Annotated in this window: 22 protein-coding genes; 13 read left to right on the plus strand and 9 right to left on the minus strand. The window is 61.0% G+C overall.

Annotated elements, in window-relative coordinates; genetic code table 11:
- Positions 1-6: 6 nt before the first annotated feature.
- From purE to B9Z42_RS14425, 4 genes are all read left to right on the plus strand, one after another.
- Positions 7-498 (plus strand): 5-(carboxyamino)imidazole ribonucleotide mutase, encoded by a 492-nt coding sequence (gene purE, locus B9Z42_RS14410; RefSeq protein WP_100134111.1) that lies wholly within the window; start codon positions 7-9, stop codon positions 496-498.
- Positions 495-1,697 (plus strand): 5-(carboxyamino)imidazole ribonucleotide synthase, encoded by a 1,203-nt coding sequence (locus B9Z42_RS14415; protein ID WP_100134112.1) that lies wholly within the window; start codon positions 495-497, stop codon positions 1,695-1,697. Before purE ends, B9Z42_RS14415 begins: the two co-directional genes overlap by 4 nt.
- A gap of 65 nt (positions 1,698-1,762) precedes the next feature.
- Positions 1,763-2,848 (plus strand): L-threonylcarbamoyladenylate synthase, encoded by a 1,086-nt coding sequence (locus tag B9Z42_RS14420; protein WP_100134113.1) that lies wholly within the window; start codon positions 1,763-1,765, stop codon positions 2,846-2,848.
- A gap of 30 nt (positions 2,849-2,878) precedes the next feature.
- Positions 2,879-4,021 (plus strand): hypothetical protein, encoded by a 1,143-nt coding sequence (locus tag B9Z42_RS14425; protein ID WP_100134114.1) that lies wholly within the window; start codon positions 2,879-2,881, stop codon positions 4,019-4,021.
- A 13-nt stretch (positions 4,022-4,034) separates the two neighbouring features.
- On the opposite strand, the gene B9Z42_RS14430 is transcribed toward B9Z42_RS14425, so the two are convergent.
- Together B9Z42_RS14430 and dacB are read right to left on the minus strand one after the other, a co-directional pair.
- Positions 4,035-4,307, minus strand: coding sequence for a SemiSWEET transporter (locus B9Z42_RS14430; protein WP_100134115.1), 273 nt, complete (start codon positions 4,305-4,307; stop codon positions 4,035-4,037).
- A gap of 31 nt (positions 4,308-4,338) precedes the next feature.
- Positions 4,339-5,913 (minus strand): D-alanyl-D-alanine carboxypeptidase/D-alanyl-D-alanine-endopeptidase, encoded by a 1,575-nt coding sequence (gene dacB, locus B9Z42_RS14435; RefSeq protein WP_100134185.1) that lies wholly within the window; start codon positions 5,911-5,913, stop codon positions 4,339-4,341.
- A gap of 67 nt (positions 5,914-5,980) precedes the next feature.
- Between dacB and tsaB the strand changes: the two genes are divergently transcribed.
- Genes tsaB through B9Z42_RS14450 form a run of 3 tightly spaced genes read left to right on the plus strand, consistent with a single transcriptional unit; the run spans position 5,981 to position 8,359 of the window.
- Entirely contained in the window at positions 5,981-6,877 is an 897-nt protein-coding gene (gene tsaB / locus B9Z42_RS14440) for a tRNA (adenosine(37)-N6)-threonylcarbamoyltransferase complex dimerization subunit type 1 TsaB (RefSeq protein WP_100134116.1), read from the plus strand.
- A 14-nt stretch (positions 6,878-6,891) separates the two neighbouring features.
- A complete protein-coding gene (gene rimI / locus B9Z42_RS14445) occupies positions 6,892-7,356 on the plus strand; it encodes a ribosomal protein S18-alanine N-acetyltransferase (protein ID WP_100134117.1) in 465 nt (154 codons plus the stop codon).
- Between the two features lie 10 nt (positions 7,357-7,366).
- A complete protein-coding gene (locus tag B9Z42_RS14450) occupies positions 7,367-8,359 on the plus strand; it encodes a uracil-DNA glycosylase family protein (protein WP_100134118.1) in 993 nt (330 codons plus the stop codon).
- Here the strand turns inward: B9Z42_RS14450 and B9Z42_RS14455 are convergent.
- Positions 8,356-9,237 (minus strand): DMT family transporter, encoded by an 882-nt coding sequence (locus tag B9Z42_RS14455; RefSeq protein ID WP_100134186.1) that lies wholly within the window; start codon positions 9,235-9,237, stop codon positions 8,356-8,358. The genes B9Z42_RS14450 and B9Z42_RS14455 overlap by 4 nt on opposite strands.
- 110 nt (positions 9,238-9,347) lie before the next feature.
- On the opposite strand from B9Z42_RS14455, the gene pyrF reads away from it, so the two are divergent.
- The 3 genes from pyrF (at position 9,348) to B9Z42_RS14470 (ending at position 11,643) form a co-directional block, all read left to right on the plus strand.
- The gene (gene pyrF / locus B9Z42_RS14460) at positions 9,348-10,190 is read left to right on the plus strand and encodes an orotidine-5'-phosphate decarboxylase (RefSeq protein ID WP_199172092.1); all 843 of its coding nucleotides are present in this window, start codon (positions 9,348-9,350) and stop codon (positions 10,188-10,190) included.
- Between the two features lie 113 nt (positions 10,191-10,303).
- Complete coding sequence (locus B9Z42_RS14465; RefSeq protein ID WP_100134119.1) at positions 10,304-11,026, plus strand: glutathione S-transferase family protein; 723 nt, start codon at positions 10,304-10,306, stop codon at positions 11,024-11,026.
- Positions 11,023-11,643, plus strand: coding sequence for a glutathione S-transferase family protein (locus B9Z42_RS14470; protein ID WP_100134120.1), 621 nt, complete (start codon positions 11,023-11,025; stop codon positions 11,641-11,643). The genes B9Z42_RS14465 and B9Z42_RS14470 overlap by 4 nt, the downstream gene beginning before the upstream one ends.
- Positions 11,644-11,657: 14 nt before the next feature.
- On the opposite strand, the gene B9Z42_RS14475 is transcribed toward B9Z42_RS14470, so the two are convergent.
- Genes B9Z42_RS14475 through B9Z42_RS14485 form a run of 3 tightly spaced genes read right to left on the minus strand, consistent with a single transcriptional unit; the run spans position 11,658 to position 16,140 of the window.
- Positions 11,658-13,280, minus strand: coding sequence for a long-chain-fatty-acid--CoA ligase (locus B9Z42_RS14475; protein WP_100134121.1), 1,623 nt, complete (start codon positions 13,278-13,280; stop codon positions 11,658-11,660).
- 36 nt (positions 13,281-13,316) lie between these two features.
- Positions 13,317-14,909, minus strand: coding sequence for a GMC family oxidoreductase (locus tag B9Z42_RS14480; protein ID WP_100134122.1), 1,593 nt, complete (start codon positions 14,907-14,909; stop codon positions 13,317-13,319).
- 37 nt (positions 14,910-14,946) lie between these two features.
- Complete coding sequence (locus B9Z42_RS14485; protein ID WP_100134123.1) at positions 14,947-16,140, minus strand: serine hydrolase; 1,194 nt, start codon at positions 16,138-16,140, stop codon at positions 14,947-14,949.
- A gap of 140 nt (positions 16,141-16,280) precedes the next feature.
- Between B9Z42_RS14485 and B9Z42_RS14490 the strand changes: the two genes are divergently transcribed.
- Both B9Z42_RS14490 and B9Z42_RS14495 read left to right on the plus strand, forming a co-directional pair.
- Positions 16,281-16,640, plus strand: coding sequence for a MerR family transcriptional regulator (locus tag B9Z42_RS14490; RefSeq protein ID WP_100134124.1), 360 nt, complete (start codon positions 16,281-16,283; stop codon positions 16,638-16,640).
- A complete protein-coding gene (locus tag B9Z42_RS14495; RefSeq protein ID WP_100134125.1) occupies positions 16,637-17,044 on the plus strand; it encodes a PaaI family thioesterase in 408 nt (135 codons plus the stop codon). Before B9Z42_RS14490 ends, B9Z42_RS14495 begins: the two co-directional genes overlap by 4 nt.
- Before the next feature lie 27 nt (positions 17,045-17,071).
- Here B9Z42_RS14495 and B9Z42_RS14500 read toward each other — a convergent pair whose 3' ends face one another.
- Both B9Z42_RS14500 and B9Z42_RS14505 read right to left on the minus strand, forming a co-directional pair.
- Positions 17,072-17,689 (minus strand): CYTH domain-containing protein, encoded by a 618-nt coding sequence (locus B9Z42_RS14500; protein ID WP_100134126.1) that lies wholly within the window; start codon positions 17,687-17,689, stop codon positions 17,072-17,074.
- Between the two features lie 68 nt (positions 17,690-17,757).
- Positions 17,758-18,156, minus strand: coding sequence for a glutathione S-transferase N-terminal domain-containing protein (locus tag B9Z42_RS14505; RefSeq protein ID WP_100134127.1), 399 nt, complete (start codon positions 18,154-18,156; stop codon positions 17,758-17,760).
- Positions 18,157-18,233: 77 nt separating this feature from the next.
- Between B9Z42_RS14505 and B9Z42_RS14510 the strand changes: the two genes are divergently transcribed.
- On the plus strand, positions 18,234-18,707 hold the full coding sequence (locus B9Z42_RS14510) for a peptidylprolyl isomerase (RefSeq protein WP_100134128.1): 474 nt from the start codon (positions 18,234-18,236) through the stop codon (positions 18,705-18,707).
- 29 nt (positions 18,708-18,736) lie between these two features.
- Here B9Z42_RS14510 and uvrA read toward each other — a convergent pair whose 3' ends face one another.
- Positions 18,737-21,736: an excinuclease ABC subunit UvrA gene (gene uvrA / locus B9Z42_RS14515; RefSeq protein ID WP_100134188.1), complete on the minus strand. Its 3,000-nt coding sequence runs from the start codon at positions 21,734-21,736 to the stop codon at positions 18,737-18,739.
- Between the last annotated feature and the right edge of the window lie 144 nt (positions 21,737-21,880).

Below are 21,880 nucleotides of genomic sequence, written 5' to 3' on the forward strand. Positions count from 1 at the left end.
CACATCATGACCCAGTGCCAAGTCGGCGTCGTCATGGGTTCCAATTCTGATTGGGACACCATGCAACATGCAGCCCAGATTCTCCAAGAATTTGGGGTCGCTTTTGAAACCCGTGTGGTTTCTGCCCACCGCATGCCTGACGACATGTTTGCCTACGCTGAGGCCGCGCAAGACCGTGGTCTGCGCGCCATCATCGCAGGCGCGGGTGGGGCGGCGCATTTGCCGGGCATGTTGGCGGCCAAAACCATCGTGCCGGTGCTGGGTGTGCCGGTGGCGAGCAAGCATTTGCAAGGCGTGGACTCGTTGCACAGCATTGTGCAAATGCCCAAAGGTATTCCGGTGGCCACGTTTGCCATTGGCAATGCGGGCGCGGCGAACGCGGCCTTGTTCGCCGTAGCCCTGCTGGCGTCGACCGATCCTGTGTTGGCTGAAAAGCTGCAAGCCTTTCGTGTGGCACAAACCGACGTGGCCCGCAACATGACGCTGCCACCCGTATGAGCAAAACCTTGAAGCCTTTGCTGCCCGGCTCGACTTTGGGCGTGTTGGGCGGCGGCCAGTTGGGCCGCATGTGGGCGCACACCGCGCAGCGTATGGGCTACAACACGGCGGTGCTCGACCCCGATGCACAAAGCCCCGCAGGCTTGGTCAGCCACCACCACATCCACACCGACTACTTAGACCCCGCGGGCCTGAAGCAACTCGCCGCCGTGTGCCAAGCGGTGACCACCGAATTTGAGAACGTGCCCGCCGATGCGCTGGCGCAGCTCGCCGCCACCTTGCCTGTGTCACCCGCTGCATCAGCCGTGGCTGTGGCGCAAGACCGAGCGCGTGAAAAAGCTCACTTTGTGAAATGCGGTGTGCCTGTGGCCCCGCATGCGGTGATCGACACGGCCGAGCAACTCGCCGCCGTGAGCGACACCTTGCTGCCCGGCATTTTGAAAACCTCTCGCATGGGCTACGACGGCAAAGGTCAATTGCGCGTGAGCACGCGTGACGAACTGCAGGCGGGCTGGGCCAAACTGCGCAGCGTGCCTTGCGTGTTGGAAAAAATGCTGCCCTTGGCCAGCGAATGCTCGGTCATCGTGGCACGTGGCCGCGATGGCGCGATGGTCAATTTGCCCGTGCAACGCAACCTGCACCGCGACGGCATCTTGGCCGTGACCGAGGTGTTTGCGGGCAATGTGCCTGAGGCATTGGCCCAACAAGCCATCACGGCAGCCAAAGCCGTGGCGCAAGAACTGAACTACGTGGGCGTGTTGTGCGTGGAGTTTTTTGTGTTGGTCGAAGGTGGTGATGTTGTGAGCAAGTTGGTCGTCAATGAAATCGCCCCCCGCCCCCACAACAGCGGCCACTACAGCCAAGACGCCTGCGATGTGTCGCAGTTCGAACTGCAAGTGCGCACCATGGCCGATTTGCCCTTGACGCAACCCCGCCAACACAGCCCTGCCGTCATGCTCAACCTGCTGGGCGATTTGTGGTTCCCCAAACAATTGGGTTCTGACCCTAATTCTTCGCAAGTCGAACCCGCTTGGCATGACGTGTTGGCGCTGCCCGGCACACATTTGCACCTCTACGGCAAGCGCGAAGCGCGCGTGGGTCGCAAGATGGGGCACCTCAACATCACGGCGGCAACGCCTGAGGCTGCGCGCCACACGGCGTTGCAAGCGGCTGCCATTTTGGGCATCGCGGCGTTTTAACGCTGGGCCTACGCATTGCTGCACCCATCGCCCGATTACCTAACGACGCCCGCTCCGTTTGCCCCATGATTCTTGACGGCCAGCTCCCCCCATCCATCGCCACCGCTGCGCAAGCGTTGCAGCGCGGCGATTTGTTGGGCTTGCCTACAGAAACGGTCTACGGTTTGGCGGCAGACGCTGGCAATGACGCGGCCGTAGCCAAAATCTTTGCCGCCAAAGGCCGCCCTGCCAACCACCCGCTCATCGTGCATGTGGCCAGCGCGCAAGGCGTGCAGCGTTTTGCCAGCCATGTACCGGAATTTGCGCAGAAGCTGATCGACGCTTTTTGGCCCGGCCCGCTGACCCTCATCCTGCCGCGCCGCGCGGAAGTTGCGGCAGCCGCAGCAGGCGGGCAAAACTCGGTCGGCTTGCGTTGCCCCGCGCACCCAGTGGCACAAGCCGTTTTGCAAGCTTGCGAAGTATTGGGCGTGTACGGTGTAGCTGCTCCCAGCGCCAATTTGTTTGGCCGCGTCAGCCCGACCACCGCCGCGCATGTGGCGGGTGAATTTGGGCCAGAGTTGCTCATCGTGGACGGCGGCGCATGTGCCGTGGGCATTGAGTCCACCATCGTCGACTGCACCCGCGCTGCGCCCGTGTTGTTGCGCCCAGGGGCCTTGACGCCCGAGCAACTCAGTGCGGCATGTGGCATCGCCGTAGTCACGCCCCAAGCGCCTGATGCTGACGCTCCGCGCGCCTCGGGCACGCTCGCTTCGCATTACGCCCCGCACGCCCAAGTGCGCTTGATGACGGCGGCTGAAATACAAGAAGCGCTGCGCGGTTTAGCCGTGAACGCCCAAAGCGCAAAGCAATACAACACCCCCACTCAGGCTGCGCCGGGTGGGTCGGGATCAGCAGGCGAAGCCTGCCCTGCCAAACCGAGCATTGCCATTTGGGCACGCAGCGATACAAGCATTGCGCCAGTGCAGAGCCAACAAGTCGCGCTGTATGCCATGCCGCAAGACCCCGCCGTCTGCGCCTACCACCTGTTTGCCCAACTCCGCCGCTTCGACGCACAAGGCGTGGCGCAGATTTGGGTGGAAACACCGCCTTTCACCCCCGCTTGGGACGGTGTGCGCGACCGCCTGACCCGCGCCGCCACCCCGGCTCGTTAAACTAGCGCCGCAACCAACCAAGAGCCCGCGATGAACCAGATTGTTAGTCAGACCTTCAAAGCCCTGTGCGCGATCACTGTCTTGGCCGTGCTTTCGGCCTGTGGCGGTGCCAGCAGCACGGTCAACCCCATACGTCCTTCGCGCATCATCGCCTTGGGTGATGGTTTGAATGATGTGGGTACGGGCAGCGTCACGGATTTAGGCGGGCGCTTCACCATCAACGGTACGGTCGCCGGTGCAGCCAACACCTTGGCCAGCCCCACGACCGTGAGCGAGAACTTGGCCAATATCTACGGCCTGTGGTCGAGTGCTTTGCCGCCCTTGTCCATGTACACAGCCTCTTATGTGCCAGCGACTTTTCCTAAAAAGGGTCTGCTGAGTTACGCGAAAGGTAATTCTTTGATTGCAACGGCAGGCCCAGACGCCCAGAGTTTGGACTTGCAGGTGAGAAAGTTTTTGACCCAAGTCGGTGGCGTCGTGGCCCAAGATGATCTGATCGTCATCACGGCTGGAACGCGAGATTTATACGAAATCGGCCAGCAATACATTGCCGCCTTAGAAACTACCACCGCAAAAAATGCAGCTTTTGCCAGACTCGAAACGACGGTGAACGGTGCGAACGGCATCATGAGCTCCATCGATTTACTCATCCAAGCTGGCGCGAAATATGTGTTGGTGGTGGAGCCTTTAAATTTGGCGCGTACGCCATGGGGCTTGTCTCTTCCCACGAGCCAAAAAGAGTTTTTACGCTCATTGGCCTATGACGCAGATGAGAGCTGTTTGAAAACCAACCCCAACAACTCGTTCCACTGCAAACTCACCGTGGCCTTGATGGACAAATACCCCAAAGATGCCGACAGCCGTCGTGTTTTGCACGTTGATATTGCACAGCAGCTGAATTTATGGTCAGGCACCACTGCAACCGGTAATTTGAATACGTATCTGTCTTATGGCATCACGCAACCACCCAGCACGCCCGCTTGCTCTGTGAATGTTGTGGGCTATTTGGCGAGCGATGTGACTAAAAATACCGGCTGCGATACCACTGCATTCACCACCACCGCTTTCAACGGTTATTTGTTCGCCGACAACTTCAACTTCACGCCATTGGGCAACACCTTGGTGTCTAACTTCGTTTACAACACCAAGTTTTACCAAGCCGCTTGGCGTTAACCTCGGCGATGTTTTAGTTTGAGCTTGCGGCCGCGCCAAACCGCAAGCGCATCCACAAAATGCTGGATGCCAAGGCCAACGTGATCACGTTGGCGATCACCACGGGCCAGGCTTCGATCAGCAAGCCGTAGGCCAGCCACAGCGCGATCCCTAGGGTGAAGGCGCTGTACATGCTCAAAGAAATGCCGCTGACATCACGTGTTTTGAACGTCAACCACGCCTGCGGAATGAAGCTGGCGGTGGTTAAAAAGGCGGCGGCGTAACCAATCAAATCGGTCAGTGGCATGGGTTCTTTCGCATGGATTCTTTCAAGGGATTCAAGGTTGTTGGGCGACCCAGTCCACCATCGCATCGAGGGCGGGGCGGGCGGCGTTGGCATTGGGGTGGTGCAGCACAGCGACCAGCACCCAGCGCTTGCCGTTGGGGCCGTCGACAAAGCCCGCAATACCGGCCACGTCGCGCAGGCTGCCCGTTTTGAGGTGGGCTGAGAACTGGGCTTTGCTGCGTTTCAAGGTGCCGTCTAAGCCGGTGATGGGCAGCGAGCTCATCAGTTCGGGCATGCTGGCCGAGGCCCACGCGGTTTGCAGCAAACGCGCCAAGCCTTGGGCGCTGATGCGCTCCTCGCGGCTCAGGCCCGAGCCGTTGTCAAACACGGGCATATCGCCGCCTACCCGGTCGCGCCACCAGCGTTGCATCACTTCGCGGGAAGCCTCGAAGCTGCCGACGCCGCGTGGTTGTTGGCTGAGCGTGAGGAAGAGCTGCTGCGCCATCACGTTGTTGCTGAATTTGTTGATGTCGCGAATCACCTCGGCCAGCGTGGGCGACTCCACGGTGAACGCGGGTGGCAGGCCATTGGGCACTGTGCCTTCTCGCACTTGACCGCCGAGTTGACCGCCCAGCTGTTGCCACATGCCCAAGACCGCGCGGGCCGCGAACTGCGGGGGCGCGCTGTAGGCGATGGGCCACATTTTTTCGCCGCACACGGCGGGGAAGTTGCCGGCAAAACGGGGGCGTGTGGCGTCGGTCCAGTCGGCGCGCAAGCTGGTGCGGTAATCGCTGCAATCGCCGGCGGACAGTGGCACGCTGGCAGGGAATTGCACCCCTGCCATTGGCGGCTCCACATGCACGCGCGCCACGTTGGCGGCGCGGTCGGGCACGAACTGAATGAGCAGCGATTTGAAGTTCAACAGCAGCGCATCGGGCGCAGCGTTGTAAGGGCGCAGGGGCTCGCCGTCAAAACTGGCGGCATCGCGCGGCGGCACCTCAAAAGCGCTGCGGTCGAGCACGATGTCGCCTTGAATTTTTTGAATGCCCAAGCCCTGCAAGCGGCGCATGAGCAGCCACACGCGCTCCACACCCAAACGCGGGTCGCCGCTGCCGCGCACGTAGACGTTGCCTTGCAGCACGCCATCGCGCACAGGCCCATCCACAAAAACGGGGGTGCGCCACACGAAGGCGGGGCCGAGCAAATCGAGCGCGGCGGTGGTGGTGGCCAGCTTCATCAGTGAGGCGGGGTTGACCGCGGTTTGCGCTTGGTGGCTCAACCGCGGGGCGGTGTGGCCGCCGGCTTCCACCACCATCACATGAAAGGCGTCGCGGGGCACTTTGGCGCGTTGCAGTGCGGCGTCGACCTCGGGGGGCAGTTGGCCGATGTCCTCTCGGCTTTGAACGGATGGCGGTGCGCTCTGTTGTTGTTTTTGGCGGGCCTCGCCGCGTCCGTCTGGGCGAGCTTGGCTCAGATCGGGCGAGAGGGTGCCCAAACACACGCAGCCAAGCACGGTCCAAGTGCGGAGCCGATGCGCGGTGGTGACGTGTTGCTGTGGGCGGCACAAAAAATAGTGCTGCAGATCACGCAGCAATTGCACCCGCAAATCAAGGAAAAAATGGTGCATCAAAGAATGCGTAGCGGGCCGGTGCGGAGTCGTCATAAGCAAATTATCACAGCGGGATAATCAGGCCATGCAACACAAGCCTTGGCTGGCCTTAGAGACCAGCACCGACACCCTCTCTATCGCCGTCTCGCGTGACGCACAAACGTGGGCGCACACCAGCGCAGGCGGCGCGCAGTCGTCGGCGCAGACTTTGCCGCAGACCTTGCGCTTGATGGCGCAAGCCGGACTGGCCTTTGCCGATTTGCAGGCGGTGGTGTTTGGCCGTGGGCCGGGCGCGTTCACGGGCTTGCGCACCGCTTGCTCGGTGGCGCAGGGTTTGGCTTTTGGGGCTGACGTGCCCGTATTGCCCATCGACACCTTGTTGGCGGTTGCTGAAGAAGCGCGTCGTGCATGTGCTGCGGTGGCAAACGATGCGCCGCCTTCTCCCATGCAAGATTCCCAGTCGCAAGATTTGCCCGTCACACCGCAACCTTTGACGCCCGTCAGCCGAGTGCTCGCGGTGCTGGATGCGCGCATGGATCAGGTTTATGTGGCCGCCTACGAATGCGACATATCTGACGATAGGCAGGCTCACAGCGATTCTGCCCACACTGTTGTTCCCGTGCCCGTCTGGCGTTGCGTTCAAGAAGCCGAGTTGCAAAACCCAGAAACCTTGCGCTGGCCCAGCGCTTGGGCAGCCGACGAGGCCTGTGCCCTCAGCGACGGCAGACTTGCCACCCGCGACCCTGCTTTCATCGCCGCAGGCAACGCATGGGGCGTGTACGCCGGTCGCTGGCCAGAGGCATTCACCGCACCGCAAATCACGGCCTTGCCCACCGCTTCCGCCTTGCTGCGCTTGGCCCCGCAAGCGTGGGCGCAAGGCCGCGCTGTGCCGCCTGAAGAGGCTTTGCCGCTGTACATCCGCGACAAGGTGGCTCAGACCACCGAAGAGCGCATGCTGGCGAAACAGCAGTCCGCCGCTTGATCGACAATGCCCCGATGAGCGCCGTTTTGAAACCCGAAGTTCGCCTAGAGCCGCTGACCCCAGCGCTGCTCGACGACGTGCTGCGCGTGGAGCAAAGCGCCTACAGCCACCCTTGGACGCGGGGCAATTTTGCCGACTCCTTCAAGGCGGGTTACGAGGTGGTGGCGCTGCTGGGCGGCGACACCTTGCTGGGCTACTTTGTCGCGATGGAGGGCGTGGATGAGGTGCATTTGCTCAACATCACCGTGGCGCCTGAGTTTCAGGGGCAAGGTTGGGCGGTGCTGATGCTCGACGCGCTGGCCGTGTGGTCACGCGGACGTGGCGCACAGTGGCTGTGGCTGGAAGTGCGTGCCAGCAACGCCCGCGCCATGCAGGTGTACGAGCGCTACGGCTATCGCCGTGTGGGCGAGCGCAAAAACTATTACCCCGCTAACTTTGGGCAACGCGAACACGCGGTGGTCATGTCGTTCAAACTGTGAGCCTTCTGCCATGACGTCCCTCAACCTCGATCCCCGTCAACGCGCCATGCTGGCCGAGATGCATGTGCGCGTCTGGGCGCCTGCGTGGGAGCCTGATTTGGTGGCGGAGCCGCATGCGGCGGATTCGACGAGCCAAAACGCGGATCCTGCTTTTGGCACATCACCCGTTGCGCTTGGCGTTGGGGCGCCTCAGGCCCATGACGTATCGGCAAACAAGCCCTCGACTTTTGCAGATGCTGCCGACTTGGCGGCCCTTGCTTTGCCCGCAACCAGCGCAACCAGCGCAACCAGCGCGGCCCGTTCTCCCGTGTCAGTGCCGTCACCCCGCGCCGCAATGGCTGCGCCCGTCATCATCCAGCGCCCTGAAGGCTTGGACCAGATGGACTGGCCCACCTTGCAAGCCACTGTCGCGAGCTGCCAAGCTTGCAGCTTGTGCGGCACCCGAAAAAACACGGTGTTTGGTGTCGGTGGCCCGATTCAAGAAGGCCAAGCGCCCAAGGTCGACTGGCTCATCGTGGGCGAGACGCCGGGGGAAGCGGAAGACGCGCAGGGCGAGCCCTTTGTGGGCGCTGCGGGCGAACTGCTCGACAACATGTTGCGCGCCTGCGGTCAGTCGCGCATCGGTCCTCTAAAAGGCGCAATGCCCGATGCGGGTGGGGTGTTCATCACCAACGTGCTCAAGTGCAGCCCGCCGGGCAACCGCAACCCCAAACGCGAAGAGGCGGCGCAATGCACGCCGTATTTGCAACAACAAGTGGCCTTGCTGAAACCCAAAGTCATCGTGGCCATGGGCCGTGTCGCCATTCAAGCGTTGCTGCAAGACACCGTGCCTGAGCTAGACACCACCCCGTTGGGCAAGCTGCGCGGCCAAGTGCGGCGCTACCAAGGTGTGCCGGTGGTGGTGACGTACCACCCAGCCTACGTGCTGCGCAACCTACCTGAAAAAGCCAAGGTGTGGGCCGATTTGTGTTTGGCCATGGCGCAGATCAGCGATCAACCTTAACTGGTTTTCGCCGGCCACAGCACCGAGGCAATGGCCACCACCATCAAAGCGACAGCGGTCCAGTCTTGCCAGTGCAGCACCTCGCCCAGCCACCACGCGCCGCTGAACACACCCAGCACGGGAATGAACATCACGCTCAAAGTAGAGGCCACAGGTGGCAGGCCGCGAGCCAAGGTCAGCCAAGCGGCTTGTGCAAAGGCAAACACGCCCACAGCGTTGTAGGCAATGGCCCACGCGGTGCTGGCGGCAGGCATCTGCCAGCGGTCTTGTTCGGTGGCCACGCTCAAAACAATCATCAGCAACGTGGTCAGCGTGGTCATCCAAAACGCGATGGTCAGTGTGGGCACGGACATGGGCGTGTGACGCAAACGCTGTGTGCCGTAAGCCCAAGTGGCGGCAGCAACCAACACCATCAGCACACCCACAGGTTGGCCCGCAAAGTGTGTCAACTCATTCCACAGCAACAACAAAACGCCCACGGCTGCCGCCACCACGCCCAGCCATTGGCGGGGCCGCAATGGCGCTTTGAACCACCACACGCCGCACATGGCCGAAAAAATAGGCATGGTGTAGCCCAAGATTGCGGCCCGTCCGCTGGACAGCAAAGGCAGCGCCAGAATCACCAAGATGTGCCACACAAACATGTTGAACACCGCCAGCACCAACAACTCGCGCCAATGCGCCCGCGGAATGCGAAACGGCACCTTCATCACAACCAACGCCAAGCCCAGCAGGGGCAAGCCTGCGACCATCGACAAGCTGCGAAAGGTGAGCGGTGGAAAGCCTGTGACGCCCAGTTTCATGATGGGCCAATTCAAGCCCCAGACCAGGGTCAGTGCGATCAGGGTCCACAGCTGGCGGCGTGTCAGCAGCGGCAGGCGTGTGCCCATGTTGGAGGTGGGCTTAGGTGTGGGGGTGGGGGTGGCCTGCGGGGCCGGTGTGTGCTGCGCATTCATGAGGTGCATGGTAAGGCTTCTAAAATCAAGCCATGACCTTCCTTGACATGTTGAGCGCCGCCGAGCGCCAAAACGCCTCCATGCTTTGCGTGGGACTTGACCCCGAACCCACCAAGTTCCCCGACCGCATCAAGGGCGACTCGAACAAGATTTATGACTTCTGCGCAGCCATCGTCGACGCCACGGCCGACTTGGCCATGGCCTTCAAGCCCCAAATCGCCTACTTCGCCGCGCACCGCGCCGAAGGTCAGTTGGAGCGTTTGATGGAACACATGCGCCGCGTCGCGCCCCAAGTGCCCATCATCTTGGATGCCAAGCGCGGCGACATCGGCAGCACCGCTGAGCAATACGCCATCGAAGCCTTCGAGCGCTACGGTGCAGACGCCGTCACCCTCTCGCCCTTCATGGGCTGGGACTCGGTGGCCCCGTATTTGAAGTACCACGGCAAAGGCGCGTTTTTGCTGTGCCGCACCTCCAACCCTGGCGGTGACGACCTGCAAAACCAACGCCTCGCATCCGTCGACGGCCAGCCCTTGATGTACGAGCACATCGCCAAATTGGCCCAAGGCCCATGGAACTTGAATGGCCAATTGGGCTTGGTGGTGGGCGCGACCTACCCTAAAGAAATTGAGCGTGTGCGTGAACTCGCGCCCACCTTGCCGTTGCTGATCCCCGGCGTTGGCGCACAAGGTGGCGATGCGGTGGCTACCGTGAAAGCGGGCTTGCGTGTGGCCGACGGCAACACCACAGGCCCCATCATCGTCAACTCCTCGCGTGCGATTTTGTATGCGTCAAAAGGCGATGACTTTGCAGACGCTGCGCGTCGGGTGGCCTTGCAAACGCGTGAGACCTTGCAAGCGGCTGCGCGCGCATAAAGCTTTAGCCAAAGCGGGTTCAATTCCCGCGGCGGTTTTGCAGACTGAAGAAACTCTTGCGCACTGTCATCTGCGTGCCAGTTCGCAGCTTGCATGGCTGATAGCCTCTGGCCATGATCGACCTCTACACCTCCGCCACGCCCAACGGGCACAAAGTCTCCATCGCGCTTGAAGAGTTGGCGCTGCCCTACACGCTCAAGGTGTTGGACCTGTCTAAGGGCGAGCAAAAGCTGCCCGACTTTTTGGCCATCTGCCCCAATGGCCGAATCCCTGCCATCGTGGACCGCGAGGCCGATGACTTTGCGGTGTTCGAGTCGGGCGCTTGCCTGATTTACTTGGCCGAAAAAACAGGCCAACTCATGCCGACGGACGCCAAGGGCCGCTCACGCGTGCTGCAGTGGCTGATGTTTCAGATGGGCGGCATCGGGCCGATGATGGGGCAGGCGAATGTGTTTTTTCGCTACTTTCCCGAAAAGATCCAGCCCGCCATCGACCGCTACCAAGGCGAGAGCAAGCGCCTGTTCACGGTGCTCGACAGCCACCTGAAAGACCACGAATATTTGGCGGGCGATTATTCGATTGCTGACATCGCCAATTGGGCCTGGGTGCGCACGCACCGCTGGTCGGGCGTGGAGGTGGACGACTTGCCGCACCTCAAGCGCTGGCTCGATGCGATCCGCCAGCGCCCTGCCGTGTTGCGTGGCATCGAAGCACCGCCGTCGCGGATCAACCTGACCAAAGACGGCGACGATGCCGCCAAGAAGTTTTCAGAAGAAGCCCGCAAGATGGTCGAGATGGGCCAAAACCAAAGTGCTCTCAACAAGGACAAGCCATGAAGCTCTATACCGCCCACCGCGCCCCCAGCCCCCGCAGAGTGTTGATGTTTTTGGTCGAGAAAAACATCACGGGCATTGAGATGGTCAACATGGACCTGAACGGTGGCGAGCACCGCCAGCCCGAATACTTGGCCAAGAGCCCGTTGGCCAAAGTGCCTGCGCTGGAGCTGGATGATGGCCGCGTGATCACCGAGACGCGGGCGATTTGCACGTTGCTGGAGGGCCGCTTTCCCGAGCCTAACCTGATGGGCTTGGACGGCGATGAGCGTGGCTTCATTGAGATGGCCGACCGGCAGGTGGAGCTGTATTTGCTGGGCGGCATAGCCAACGCGATTCGCCACAGCCATCCCGGCTTGGCTGCTTTAGAAAAGCCACAGTTCCCCGAATTTGGCCGCTCGCAGGCAGAGAAGGTGCGCGAGGTGGCGCGGGGTTTTGACCAGCGGCTGCAAAGCCAGCCCTTCATCGCGGGCGAGCGTTTCACCATTGCCGACATCACCGCGTTTTGCGCGTTGGAGTTTGCACGCGGCTTGATGAAGTTTGTGCCCGGCGACGAGGGCATGAGCGCCTTGCAGGCTTGGCGCGACCGCATGAACGAGCGGCCGAGCGCCAGGGTTTGATCGGCTGAGTTTGATCAGCTGAACACGCCGCCGTATTCCTTGCGCAGGTCGTTTTTCTGAACCTTGCCGGTGCCGCCAACGGGCAGCGATTCGAGGAACACCACATCGTCCGGCACCCACCACTTGGCGACCTTGGTGGTGAGGAAGTCGAGGATCTCTTGCTTCTCCAGCGCCTGCCCGGGCTTGCGCACGATGAACAGCAGCGGGCGCTCGTCCCACTTGGGGTGCTTGACGCCAATGACAGCCGCCATGGCCACGGCGGGGTGACCCACGGCGGCGTTTTCCAGGTCGATGGAGCTGATCCACTCGCCACCGGTTTTGATCACGTCTTTGGTACGGTCGCGGATCTGCATGGTGCCGTGTGCATCGATGGTGGCGATGTCGCCGGTGGGGAACCAGCCGTCGATCAGCGCGGTTTTGTCGGACTTGAAGTAGCGCTCCATGATCCACTGGCCGCGCACCATCAGCTCGCCTTGTGATGTGCCGTCGCGGGGCAAAGTCGCACCTTTTTCATCGACCACTTTGATCTCGATGCCCGAGACGGTTTTGCCTTGCTTGGCCACGATAGCGTGTTGCTCGGCAGCGGGGCGCAGGCGGTCAGCACGGCTCAGGTTGCTCATGGTGGCCACGGCGGTGGTCTCGGTCATGCCCCAGCCGTGGCGCACTTCCACGCCGTAGGTGTCCATGAACTTGGCGATCAGCGCCATGGGCATGGCCGAGCCGCCCACGCAGGTGCGCTTCATGTGGGCAAAGCGCAAGTTGTTTTGCTCAACGTGCTGGATCAGACCCATCCAGATGGTGGGCACGCCTGCGCTGATGGTGACTTGCTCGCTGTCCATCAATTCGAACAGGCTGGCACCGTCGAGCTTGGGGCCGGGCAAAACCAGCTTGGTGCCCGCCACCAACGCGGCGTAGGGGATGCACCAGGCATTGATGTGGAACATGGGCACCACGGGCAGAACAGTCTCTTGCGTGGAGAAGCCCAGCACATCGGGCAGGCAGGCGGTGGTGGCGTCCAGCACGATGGCGCGGTGGGTGTACAGCACGCCCTTGGGGTTGCCGGTGGTGCCCGAGGTGTAGCAAAGTGCAGCGCCGGTTTGATCGTCCAATTCGGGCCAGTCGAAGCTGTCGCTGTGGCCGGTGATCAGGCCTTCGTAATTCATCACGTTGGCCACGCCTTCGATGGCAGGCGTGTTGGCTGCATCTGCCAGGCAGACCCAGGCGCGCACCTTGGGGCAATGCGCGGCAATGCCTTTGACCAGCGGCGCAAAGGTGGCGTCAAACAACACCACTTCGTCTTCGGCGTGGTTGATCACATAGATCAGCTGCTGCGGGTGCAGGCGCGGGTTGCAGGTGTGCATGACCATGCCGCAGCCCGAGACGGCGTAATACGCCTCTAAGTGGCGATGGTTGTTCCAGGCGATGGAGCCGACCGCGCTGCCAAGCTTCAAACCCATGTGGGCCAAGGCGTTGGCCAGCTGGCGCGCACGTTGGGCGGTCTCGGCATAGGTGGTGCGGTGCAGCGGGCCGTGTGTTTCGCGCGAGACGATTTCTTGGTCGCCGAACTGCGCAGCGCCGTGTTCGAGGATGCCCGAAATGAGTAGAGGGCGGGTCATCATGAGGCCGATTTGAGGCATGGTTAGGTCTCCAGTTTTTGATTGTGTGGCTGCATCTTAAGTTTGACGCACCATGTCCACGGCCTTTTCTGCCATCGCGATGACCGTGGCATTGGTGTTGGCACCGATCAAGGTCGGCATGGCCGATGCGTCCACCACGCGCAGGCCATCGAGACCGTGCACCCTCAGCTGCGAGTCCAACACGGCCATGGCGTCGGTGCCCATTTTGCAGGTGCCCACGGGGTGGTACACCGTGTCCGAGCGGTCGCGCAAGACTTGTCGAATGTCGTCGTCTGTTTTGACATGCGGGGTGAAGACGTTTTTGTGTCGGATGTTGGCTAAGGCTGGGGCATCCATCAATTTTTGGGTCAGCTTGTAGCCTTTGACCAGCGTTTCTAAATCGTCGTTGTGCGCCAAAAAGGCCGGGTCGATGAGGGGTGCGCTTCGCGCGTTGGCGTTGGCCAACGTGACTTGCCCTCGGCTCTTGGGGCGCAGCAGGCACACATGGCACGAGTAGCCGTGGGCGGTGCGCAGTTTGCGCGCGTGGTCTTCGACCAAGGCCATCACAAAGTGCAATTGCACATCGGGCGCTTCCAATGCTGGGTCGGTCTTGAGAAAGCCGCCGGCTTCGGCGTAATTGGTGCCGATAAAGCCTTGCCGCGTTCGCATGTATTTCAGGGCCTCTTTGGCCAGGTGAGCCGTGCCACCCAGCGAAATGCCCATCAGGTCCAGGCTCTTGGCGGCATAGCCAAAAATGAAATCAGGGTGGTCTTGCAGGTTCTGGCCCACGCCGGGCAAGTCGTGCAGCACGTCGATGCCGTGCTGACGCAAATGCGCGCCTGGCCCCACGCCCGAGACCATCAGCAACTGTGGCGACTGAAAAGCGCCGGCGCACAAAATCACTTCACGGCGTGCCCGGATCACCCGCTTGTTGCCCGATTGGATGCACTCCACGCCCACTGCGCGTCGGCCTTCAAACAAGATGCGTGTCACTTGAACACCCGTTTCCACATGCAGGTTCTGGCGCTGTCCCATGTGCGGGTGCAGATAGCCTCGCGCTGCGCTCCAACGCTCGCCATTGCGCTGGGTGACTTGGTAGATGCCCAATCCTTCTTGCGTGGCCCCGTTGAAGTCGTCGTTGATCGGAAAGCCCGCTTCGCGCGCGGCGTTCAGGTAGATCTGTTGAAACGGGTTGTGGGTCTGCAGGTCCGACACATGCAAGGGACCGTCGTTGCCGTGAAATTCGTTGTGAATGCGCCCGTTGTTTTCGCTGCGTTTGAAGTAGGGCAACAGCTCGTCGTACGACCAGCCTGCATTGCCCAATGCCGCCCAGTGGTCGTAATCGCTGCGGGGCCCGCGGGTATAGATCATCGCGTTGATGGCAGACGATCCGCCCAGCCCTTTGCCGCGAGGTTGGTAACCCTTGCGGCCATTGAGGCCCGCTTGAGGCACGGTCTCGAAAGCGTAGTTATTGATCGGCGTAGGCAGCATGGCCACAGCTGCTGCGGGGGTCTTGACCAGCCAGCTGTCACCAGTTCCGCCTGCTTCCAAAAGCATGATCTGCACGTTGGCGTCTTCGCTCAAGCGACCCGCCATCACGCTGCCCGCTGAGCCGCCGCCAATGATGAGGTAGTCCACTTCATGCGTCATATGTCAGTAACTTTCTTTGCGTTGTGTTGCCCGTGTTTCAGACCAAAGCTGCATAGACGAGATCGCGGAAAAGCGGGCGGTAGTAGTCGCGCTGGTTGGGCGCCTGAATCATCAGCATCGCATACATGTCGAGCGCGGGGTCCACAAAAAACGTGGTGCCCGCGATGCCGCCCCAGTAATACAAGCCCACCGAGCCCGGCACGGGCGATACGCCCACGTGTGTGCGTACTGCAAAGCCCAAACCAAAGCCATGGCCCGGCGGCAGCAAGGGGCCGTCTGAAGGAATGTCGCCCAGGTGGTCGGCCGTCATGTAGTCCACCGTGTGGGGGCCGAGCAGGCGCACGCCGTTCAGCTCGCCTCGGTTGCGCAGACACTGCAAAAAGCGCGTGTAGTCCATGGCCGTGGACATCAGGCCACCGCCGCCGCCCTCCATGGCGGGCACTTGGCGAGGTTCGATCACTTTCATGGGCACGCCGCCGTCGGGGTCGTGTGCGAAGGGTTCGGCAATGCGGTGGTGTTGCTCGGGCGGCACGGCAAAGCCGGTGTCCACCATGCCCAGCGGACCAAAAATTTCGGTTTGCAAAAATGCACCCAGGCCTTGTCCGCTGACCACCTCCACCAACCGCCCCAGCACATCGGTGGCGCGGCTGTAGGCCCACACGCTGCCGGGCTGAAACTGCAGCGGCAGGGCGGCCAGCGTTTGCGAAAACTCGGCGTTGCTGCGCTCGCGTGAGCCGATCTTGACTTGGTCGTAGTGCTGTTGCACCGACGACGTGCCCAAAAATTCATAGGTCAGTCCCGCCGTGTGGCGCAGCAGGTCTTGCACCGTGGCTGGGTTGTGCACCGGCTCTAGCCCTTTGGCGGTGGCCACTTGCTGGTTGGCGTACTCGGGCAACCAACGGCTCACGGGGTCGCTGAGCAACAACAGCCCGCGCTCCACCAGCATCATCACTGCCACCGATACGACCGGTTTGGTCATGGAGTAGATGCGGAAGATGCTGTCGGGCTGCATGGCCGAACCGCTGGCGGGGTCTTGCTGACCCACGGCTTCGAAGAGGGCAATCTTTCCTTGCCGAGCAATCATGGCCACCGCGCCCGGCAAACGCCCACTGGCCACCTCGCGGCGCAGCACGTCCATCAGGCGCTGCGTGCGCTCGGGGCACAGGCCCACGTCGGCGGGTTGGGCGTGGGGCAGTGGTTGATGGGGTGAGGTGAGTTGGGTGGTGGACATTTGACGCTCCTTGAGATGAGCGATTTGTAACTCAAGGCCGGACAACTAGGTATCACTTAGAGCACAGGCAAAACACATTTGTCACCCATGCGTCAAAGGCCAGAACCTTCGCGCAGCGCTAGCGTTGCTAGACTGAATTCATGCGAATTTCAGAACTTTCTGCCAAGACCCATGTGTCGGTGCATCGCTTGCGGCGTTACGAATCTGCAGGACTGATTGCCAGTCAGCGGCAGTTGAATGGCTATCGTGATTACGACGAAAAAACCGTCAGCCATGTGATCTTCATCGCCATGTCTCGGGAAATGGGTTTTTCGCTGCCCTTTATCGCCGAATACTTGCCCAAATTTCAATCTGGAAAGTTAACACCACAAGAAATGATGGGGGCCATTCACCAGCGCGTGGCCGAAATTGACAAGGTCATTGCAGAACATGAAGTCCTGAAAAAAACGCTGCTCAGTCACATCGACTGGTTTAAAAATCGTAAAAGGAAATCGAAATGAACGCACTTGAAATGTTGAAGAAAATCAACGCCATGGCCGAGTTCAATCGGTGGTGTGGCATTGAAGTGACGATGGCCGAATCTGGCCTCGTAGAAATTCAGATGCCCTGGCGTCCGGAGGTTGGGCAGTACTCGGGCTTTTTGCATGCGGGGCTGATCGGCACATTGATCGACACGGCTTGCGGTTTTGCTGCTGCCACGGTGGCGGGCCCGCATTTGTTGGCAGCGAACTTCTCTGTGAACTGCCTGCGCCCCGCCGTGGGCCAAAAATTCATCGCCCGTGCCCGTGTGGTCAAGCCAGGCAAGGCACAGATTTTCACAAGTTGTGACTTGTTTGCCGTCGATGCCGAGGGCGAAAAGTTGGTGGCGAATGGCCAGACCTTGCTCACCGTTGTGCAGGCCTGACCCATGTGACGCAAGTGGGTGGCGCTGTTATGTGTTCGATGTGTCCCACAACGCCATTCCCCGCTGCGCCTTGCTCGCGTCGCTAGGTGTGAGCGTCACGGGGCCTTGCGGCGTTTGGCGCAGCACATCTGCCAGCACCATCAAAGCAGATTCGGGTCCGCTGAGCAGTTCAAGTTCCAGCTCGAGTAACGGATCTTGCAACGCGGTGCCAGGCACATGGATGCGGCCTTGGTCAAGGGCCACTTCGATCTGAGCCCCGTCGTGCGTCACCACCCAGCGCTGGCGTTCAAAGTCGGTGCAAAACAGCGCTTTTAAATTGGGACGCAACGCCATCAAATCGGCGGCCAACGAGGTGTCGTCCACCAGTGTGTCGAACTGCAAGGCGCCTGGCGTTGTTGGTCCTTCCCACTCTTGGCGACGCGACAAACCGTTCTCGCTTTTTCCAGCCGTCTTCACCGTGAGCAGCCATTGCTCGCCTGCCAATCGTTCGCGCACAGCCATGCGGCGTTGCTTCAAATCTAGGGCGGGCGTGTCGAAGTAGGTGTTGAGCAGGCGTTGTGTTTGGGCCGGTTGGGTGAGGAGCGGGTGCGTCAACAGTGCAGCCACGTCTTGCTGGCACACGATGAGTTTGAGTTCGGTTTCCATGGTGTGAGGACTTGTGCCGAGCCAGACACGTTGCGCTGAGAACGGACGCGCTGAGGCGGCGAAAGATTTCAACGAGGGGCGTTCTCGAAGCGTGCGCGCAGGTAGGTCACGATGGCCGTCGAGTCTTGCAGCCACTGAGTTTGGCCGTTGGCGTCGGTGATTTGCAGGCAAGGCACTTTGGTGGCACCCGTGCCTTCTAGCAGTGCGTTGCGGTGGGTGCTGTCGTGTTGTGCATCGCGCTTGTCGATCGGCAATGACAGGCGGCGCATTTCTTGGCGCACCTTGATGCAAAACGGGCAGGTGTTGAACTGGTACAGCACCATGGTCTGGCATTGCAGGTTGACCGTGGTTTGTGCGGCGGGGTCGCGCTGCACGCCCTTGGGCTGGGTGAGTCGCTCTTTGAGCAGCATGACGGGGCCGAGGACGAGGCGCACGGTTTTAAAGAAGACACGGATGACAGGTTTCATGGGTGGGAATGGTAAGGCCTGAAGGCAGTTGAGCCGTGTGGTCGTGGACAATGGCGCTTTTCATTCAAAGCCTAGCCATGCACATCACTCAAGACACGGCCGTCACCATCAAATACCAAGTCACCACACCCACTGGCAAGCCTTTGGACTCGGGGCAATTGGCCTATTTGCACGGCGGCTACGAAAACATTTTTCCAAAGGTCGAAGCCGCACTCAATGGCCAAGCGGTGGGCTTTGCCGTCACGCTGGATTTGAGCGCAGAAGATGCCTTTGGCGAGCGCGACGAATCGTTGGTGCGCGTCATTCCTAAAGCCGAATTTCCACCGGGCGTGAAAGTGGGCGGGCAGTTGCAAGGCGCAGGCGCTGACGGGCAACCGCAAGTGTTCAACGTGGTCAAAATCAAAGGGCCCGAAGTCCACCTCGATGGCAACCACGCGCTGGCGGGCCAAGCGCTGCGTTTTAGCTGCAGCGTCACGGAAGTGCGTGCTGCCACGGCTGAAGAAATTACCCACCGCCATGTGCATGGCGCGCATGGGCATCAGCACGACTAGGTGACGATGCGGAGCTGCCGCTGCGCCGCTCAGTTTTTCAACAAGCGCTTCAAGTATCTGCCCGTGAAACTGGCTGCGTTGTCGGCCAAGTCTTCGGGTGTACCCACACCAACCACCATGCCACCGCCCGAGCCGCCCTCTGGCCCCATGTCAATCAGCCAGTCGGCGGTTTTGATCACGTCGAGGTTGTGCTCAATGATGACGATGGTGTTGCCTGCGTCGCGCAGGTGTTGCAACACTTTGAGCAGCAGCGCAATGTCGGCAAAGTGCAGGCCCGTGGTGGGCTCGTCCAAGATGTAAAGCGTGCGGCCGGTGTCGCGCTTGCTCAGCTCCAAGGCCAGCTTCACGCGTTGCGCCTCACCGCCCGAAAGGGTGGTGGCGGCTTGGCCGAGTTGCAGGTACGACAAGCCCACGTCCATCAAGGTTTGCAGCTTGCGGGCGATGTTGGGTACGGCGTTGAAAAACACCAGCGCGGCTTCGACGGTGAGCGTCAAAATTTGCGCGATGTTTTTGCCCTTGTACATGACCTCTAGCGTTTCGCGGTTGTAGCGCAAGCCCGCGCACACATCGCAAGGCACATACACGTCGGGCAAGAAGTGCATTTCGACTTTCACCATGCCGTCGCCTTGGCAGGCCTCGCAGCGGCCACCGCCTGAGCCTGCGGCCACGTTGAAGCTGAATCGCCCCGGGCCATAGCCACGTTCGCGCGCCATGGGCACTTCGGCCAAGAGTTCCCGAATGGGCGTGAACAAGCCGGTGTAGGTGGCGGGGTTGCTGCGGGGCGTGCGGCCAATGGGCGACTGGTCGACGTTGATGACTTTGTCGAAGTAGTCGAGGCCCGTGATTTCGTCGTGTGCCGCGGGCTCGTCGTGGGCGCGGTGAATGGCGTGTGCGGCCGCGGTGTACAGCGTTTCGTTGACCAGCGTTGATTTGCCCGAGCCCGAGACGCCCGTGACGCAGGTGAGCAAGCCCACGGGGAAGTCGGCGGTCACGTTTTTGAGGTTGTTGCCACGCGCGCCTTTGATGCGGATGACTTGGTGCTCGCTCGCGTCTTTGTCGAGCTTGCGGTTGTAGACCAAGTCGTCGGCGGGTACGGGCCAAAAGCTGTTGCGCTTTGTCGGCACGTCAATGCGCAGGGTTTGCGCCAAATAGCGGCCGGTCAGCGAGTTGGGGTTGGCCTCAATCTCGGCGGGTGTGCCGCTGGCCATCACTTGGCCACCGTGCACGCCCGCGCCGGGGCCCATGTCCACGCAGAAGTCGGCGCAACGGATCATGTCTTCGTCGTGCTCGACCACGATCACGCTGTTGCCAATATTGCGCAGGTGTTTGAGGGTGTCGATCAGGCGGTCGTTGTCGCGTTGGTGCAGGCCGATGCTGGGCTCGTCCAACACGTACATCACGCCGGTCAGACCCGAGCCAATTTGCGATGCGAGGCGAATGCGTTGTGCTTCGCCGCCCGATAAGGTGTCGGCGCTGCGGTCGAGGCTGAGGTAGTTCAGGCCCACGTCGTTCAAGAACTTCAGGCGTGAGGCAATTTCGCGCACCACTTTGTCGGCAATCTCGGCTTTTGCGCCTTGCAGCTGCAGGGTGTTGAAGTAGCCGAAACATTCACCCAGCGTGGTGTGGCTGATATCGAAAATGCCGCGCATTTGTTCGCCATCGCCAATGCGCACGTTGCGCGCTTCGCGGCGCAGGCGAGTACCGCCGCAGGCCACGCACGAGCGCGAGCCACGGTAGCGGGCCAAGTCTTCGCGCACCACCACCGAGTCGGTCTCGTGGTAGCGGCGCTCCATGTTGACCAAGATGCCTTCGAAGGGGTGTTTTTTGCTGAGCTTTTTGCCACCCGAGGCACCGCTGTCCAAGCTGTAGTTGAACTTGATTTCTTCGTCGCCCGAGCCGTACAAGAGCACTTGGCGCATCTCGGGGCTGAGGTCTTCAAAGGGCGCGTCAATGTCGAACTTGTAATGTTTGGCCAAGCTCTCGAGCAGGGTGAAGTAATGCGCGTTGCGGCGGTCCCAGCCTTTGATGGCGCCGCTGCCAAGGCTCAACGACGGAAATGCCACCACGCGCGCAGGATCGAAAAAGTCTTGATGGCCTAAGCCGTCGCACGAGGGGCAAGCGCCCACGGGTGAGTTGAACGAAAACAAGCGGGGCTCGAGTTCGCTGATGGAGTAGGTGCACTGCGGGCAAGAAAACTTGGCGTTGAAGCTGTGCTCTACGCCTGTGTCCATTTCTAGCGCGATGGCGCGGCCTTCAGCCAAACGCAAGGCAGCTTCAAAGCTTTCGGCCAAACGCTGGCGCAGGGCGGGCGGCGGTGGTGCTGTGGGCGTGATGGCGATGTCGCCAATGCTGGGCGCTTTGAACGTGTCAGGGGCAGCCGCAGGCGCTGGCGCTTCGTGGCGCACCTTGATGCGGTCCACTACCACGTCGATATCGTGTTTCTCGGTTTTCTTCAGCTCCGGCAGTTCGTCGTATTCGTAGACCTTGCCCTCGATGCGAAAACGCACATAGCCCTGGGCTTGCAGCTGCGTGAAAAGCTCGCTGTATTCGCCCTTGCGGTTGCGCGCGATGGGCGCGAGCAGCATGAGCTTGGTGTCTTCGGGCAGGGCCATGACGGCGTCCACCATTTGCGACACGCTTTGCGCTTGCAGCGCCAAGTTGTGGTCAGGGCAATAGGGCGTGCCGGCGCGAGCAAACAGCAGGCGCAGGTAGTCGTGAATTTCGGTCACCGTGCCCACGGTGGAGCGCGGGTTGTGGCTGGTGGCTTTTTGCTCAATGCTGATGGCGGGCGACAGGCCCTCAATCAGGTCCACATCGGGCTTGTCCAAGCGGCCCAAAAACTGGCGGGCGTAGGCCGACAGGCTTTCCACATAACGGCGCTGGCCTTCGGCATACAACGTGTCAAACGCAAGGCTGGATTTGCCCGAGCCCGACAAACCCGTGATGACCACCAACTGGTTGCGCGGAATGTCGAGGTCGATGTTTTTCAGGTTGTGCGTACGCGCCCCGCGAATGCTGATGTTTCGCATGGCGGAGGGGTGGTTCAGGGCAAGGCCTAAGTAGGCGCCGTCATCGGTGGGTTTGTTCACGGGGCAATCAAATTAAGGGCAACCCGCCATGATAGTGGCGGCGTAAGTCATTGCCAAGGAATGCGGGACAATAACAGGCTGTGA

Origin of the sequence: Limnohabitans sp. B9-3 (genome assembly GCF_002778325.1) — a bacterium.
GTDB classification, from domain to species: domain Bacteria; phylum Pseudomonadota; class Gammaproteobacteria; order Burkholderiales; family Burkholderiaceae_C; genus Limnohabitans; species Limnohabitans kasalickyi.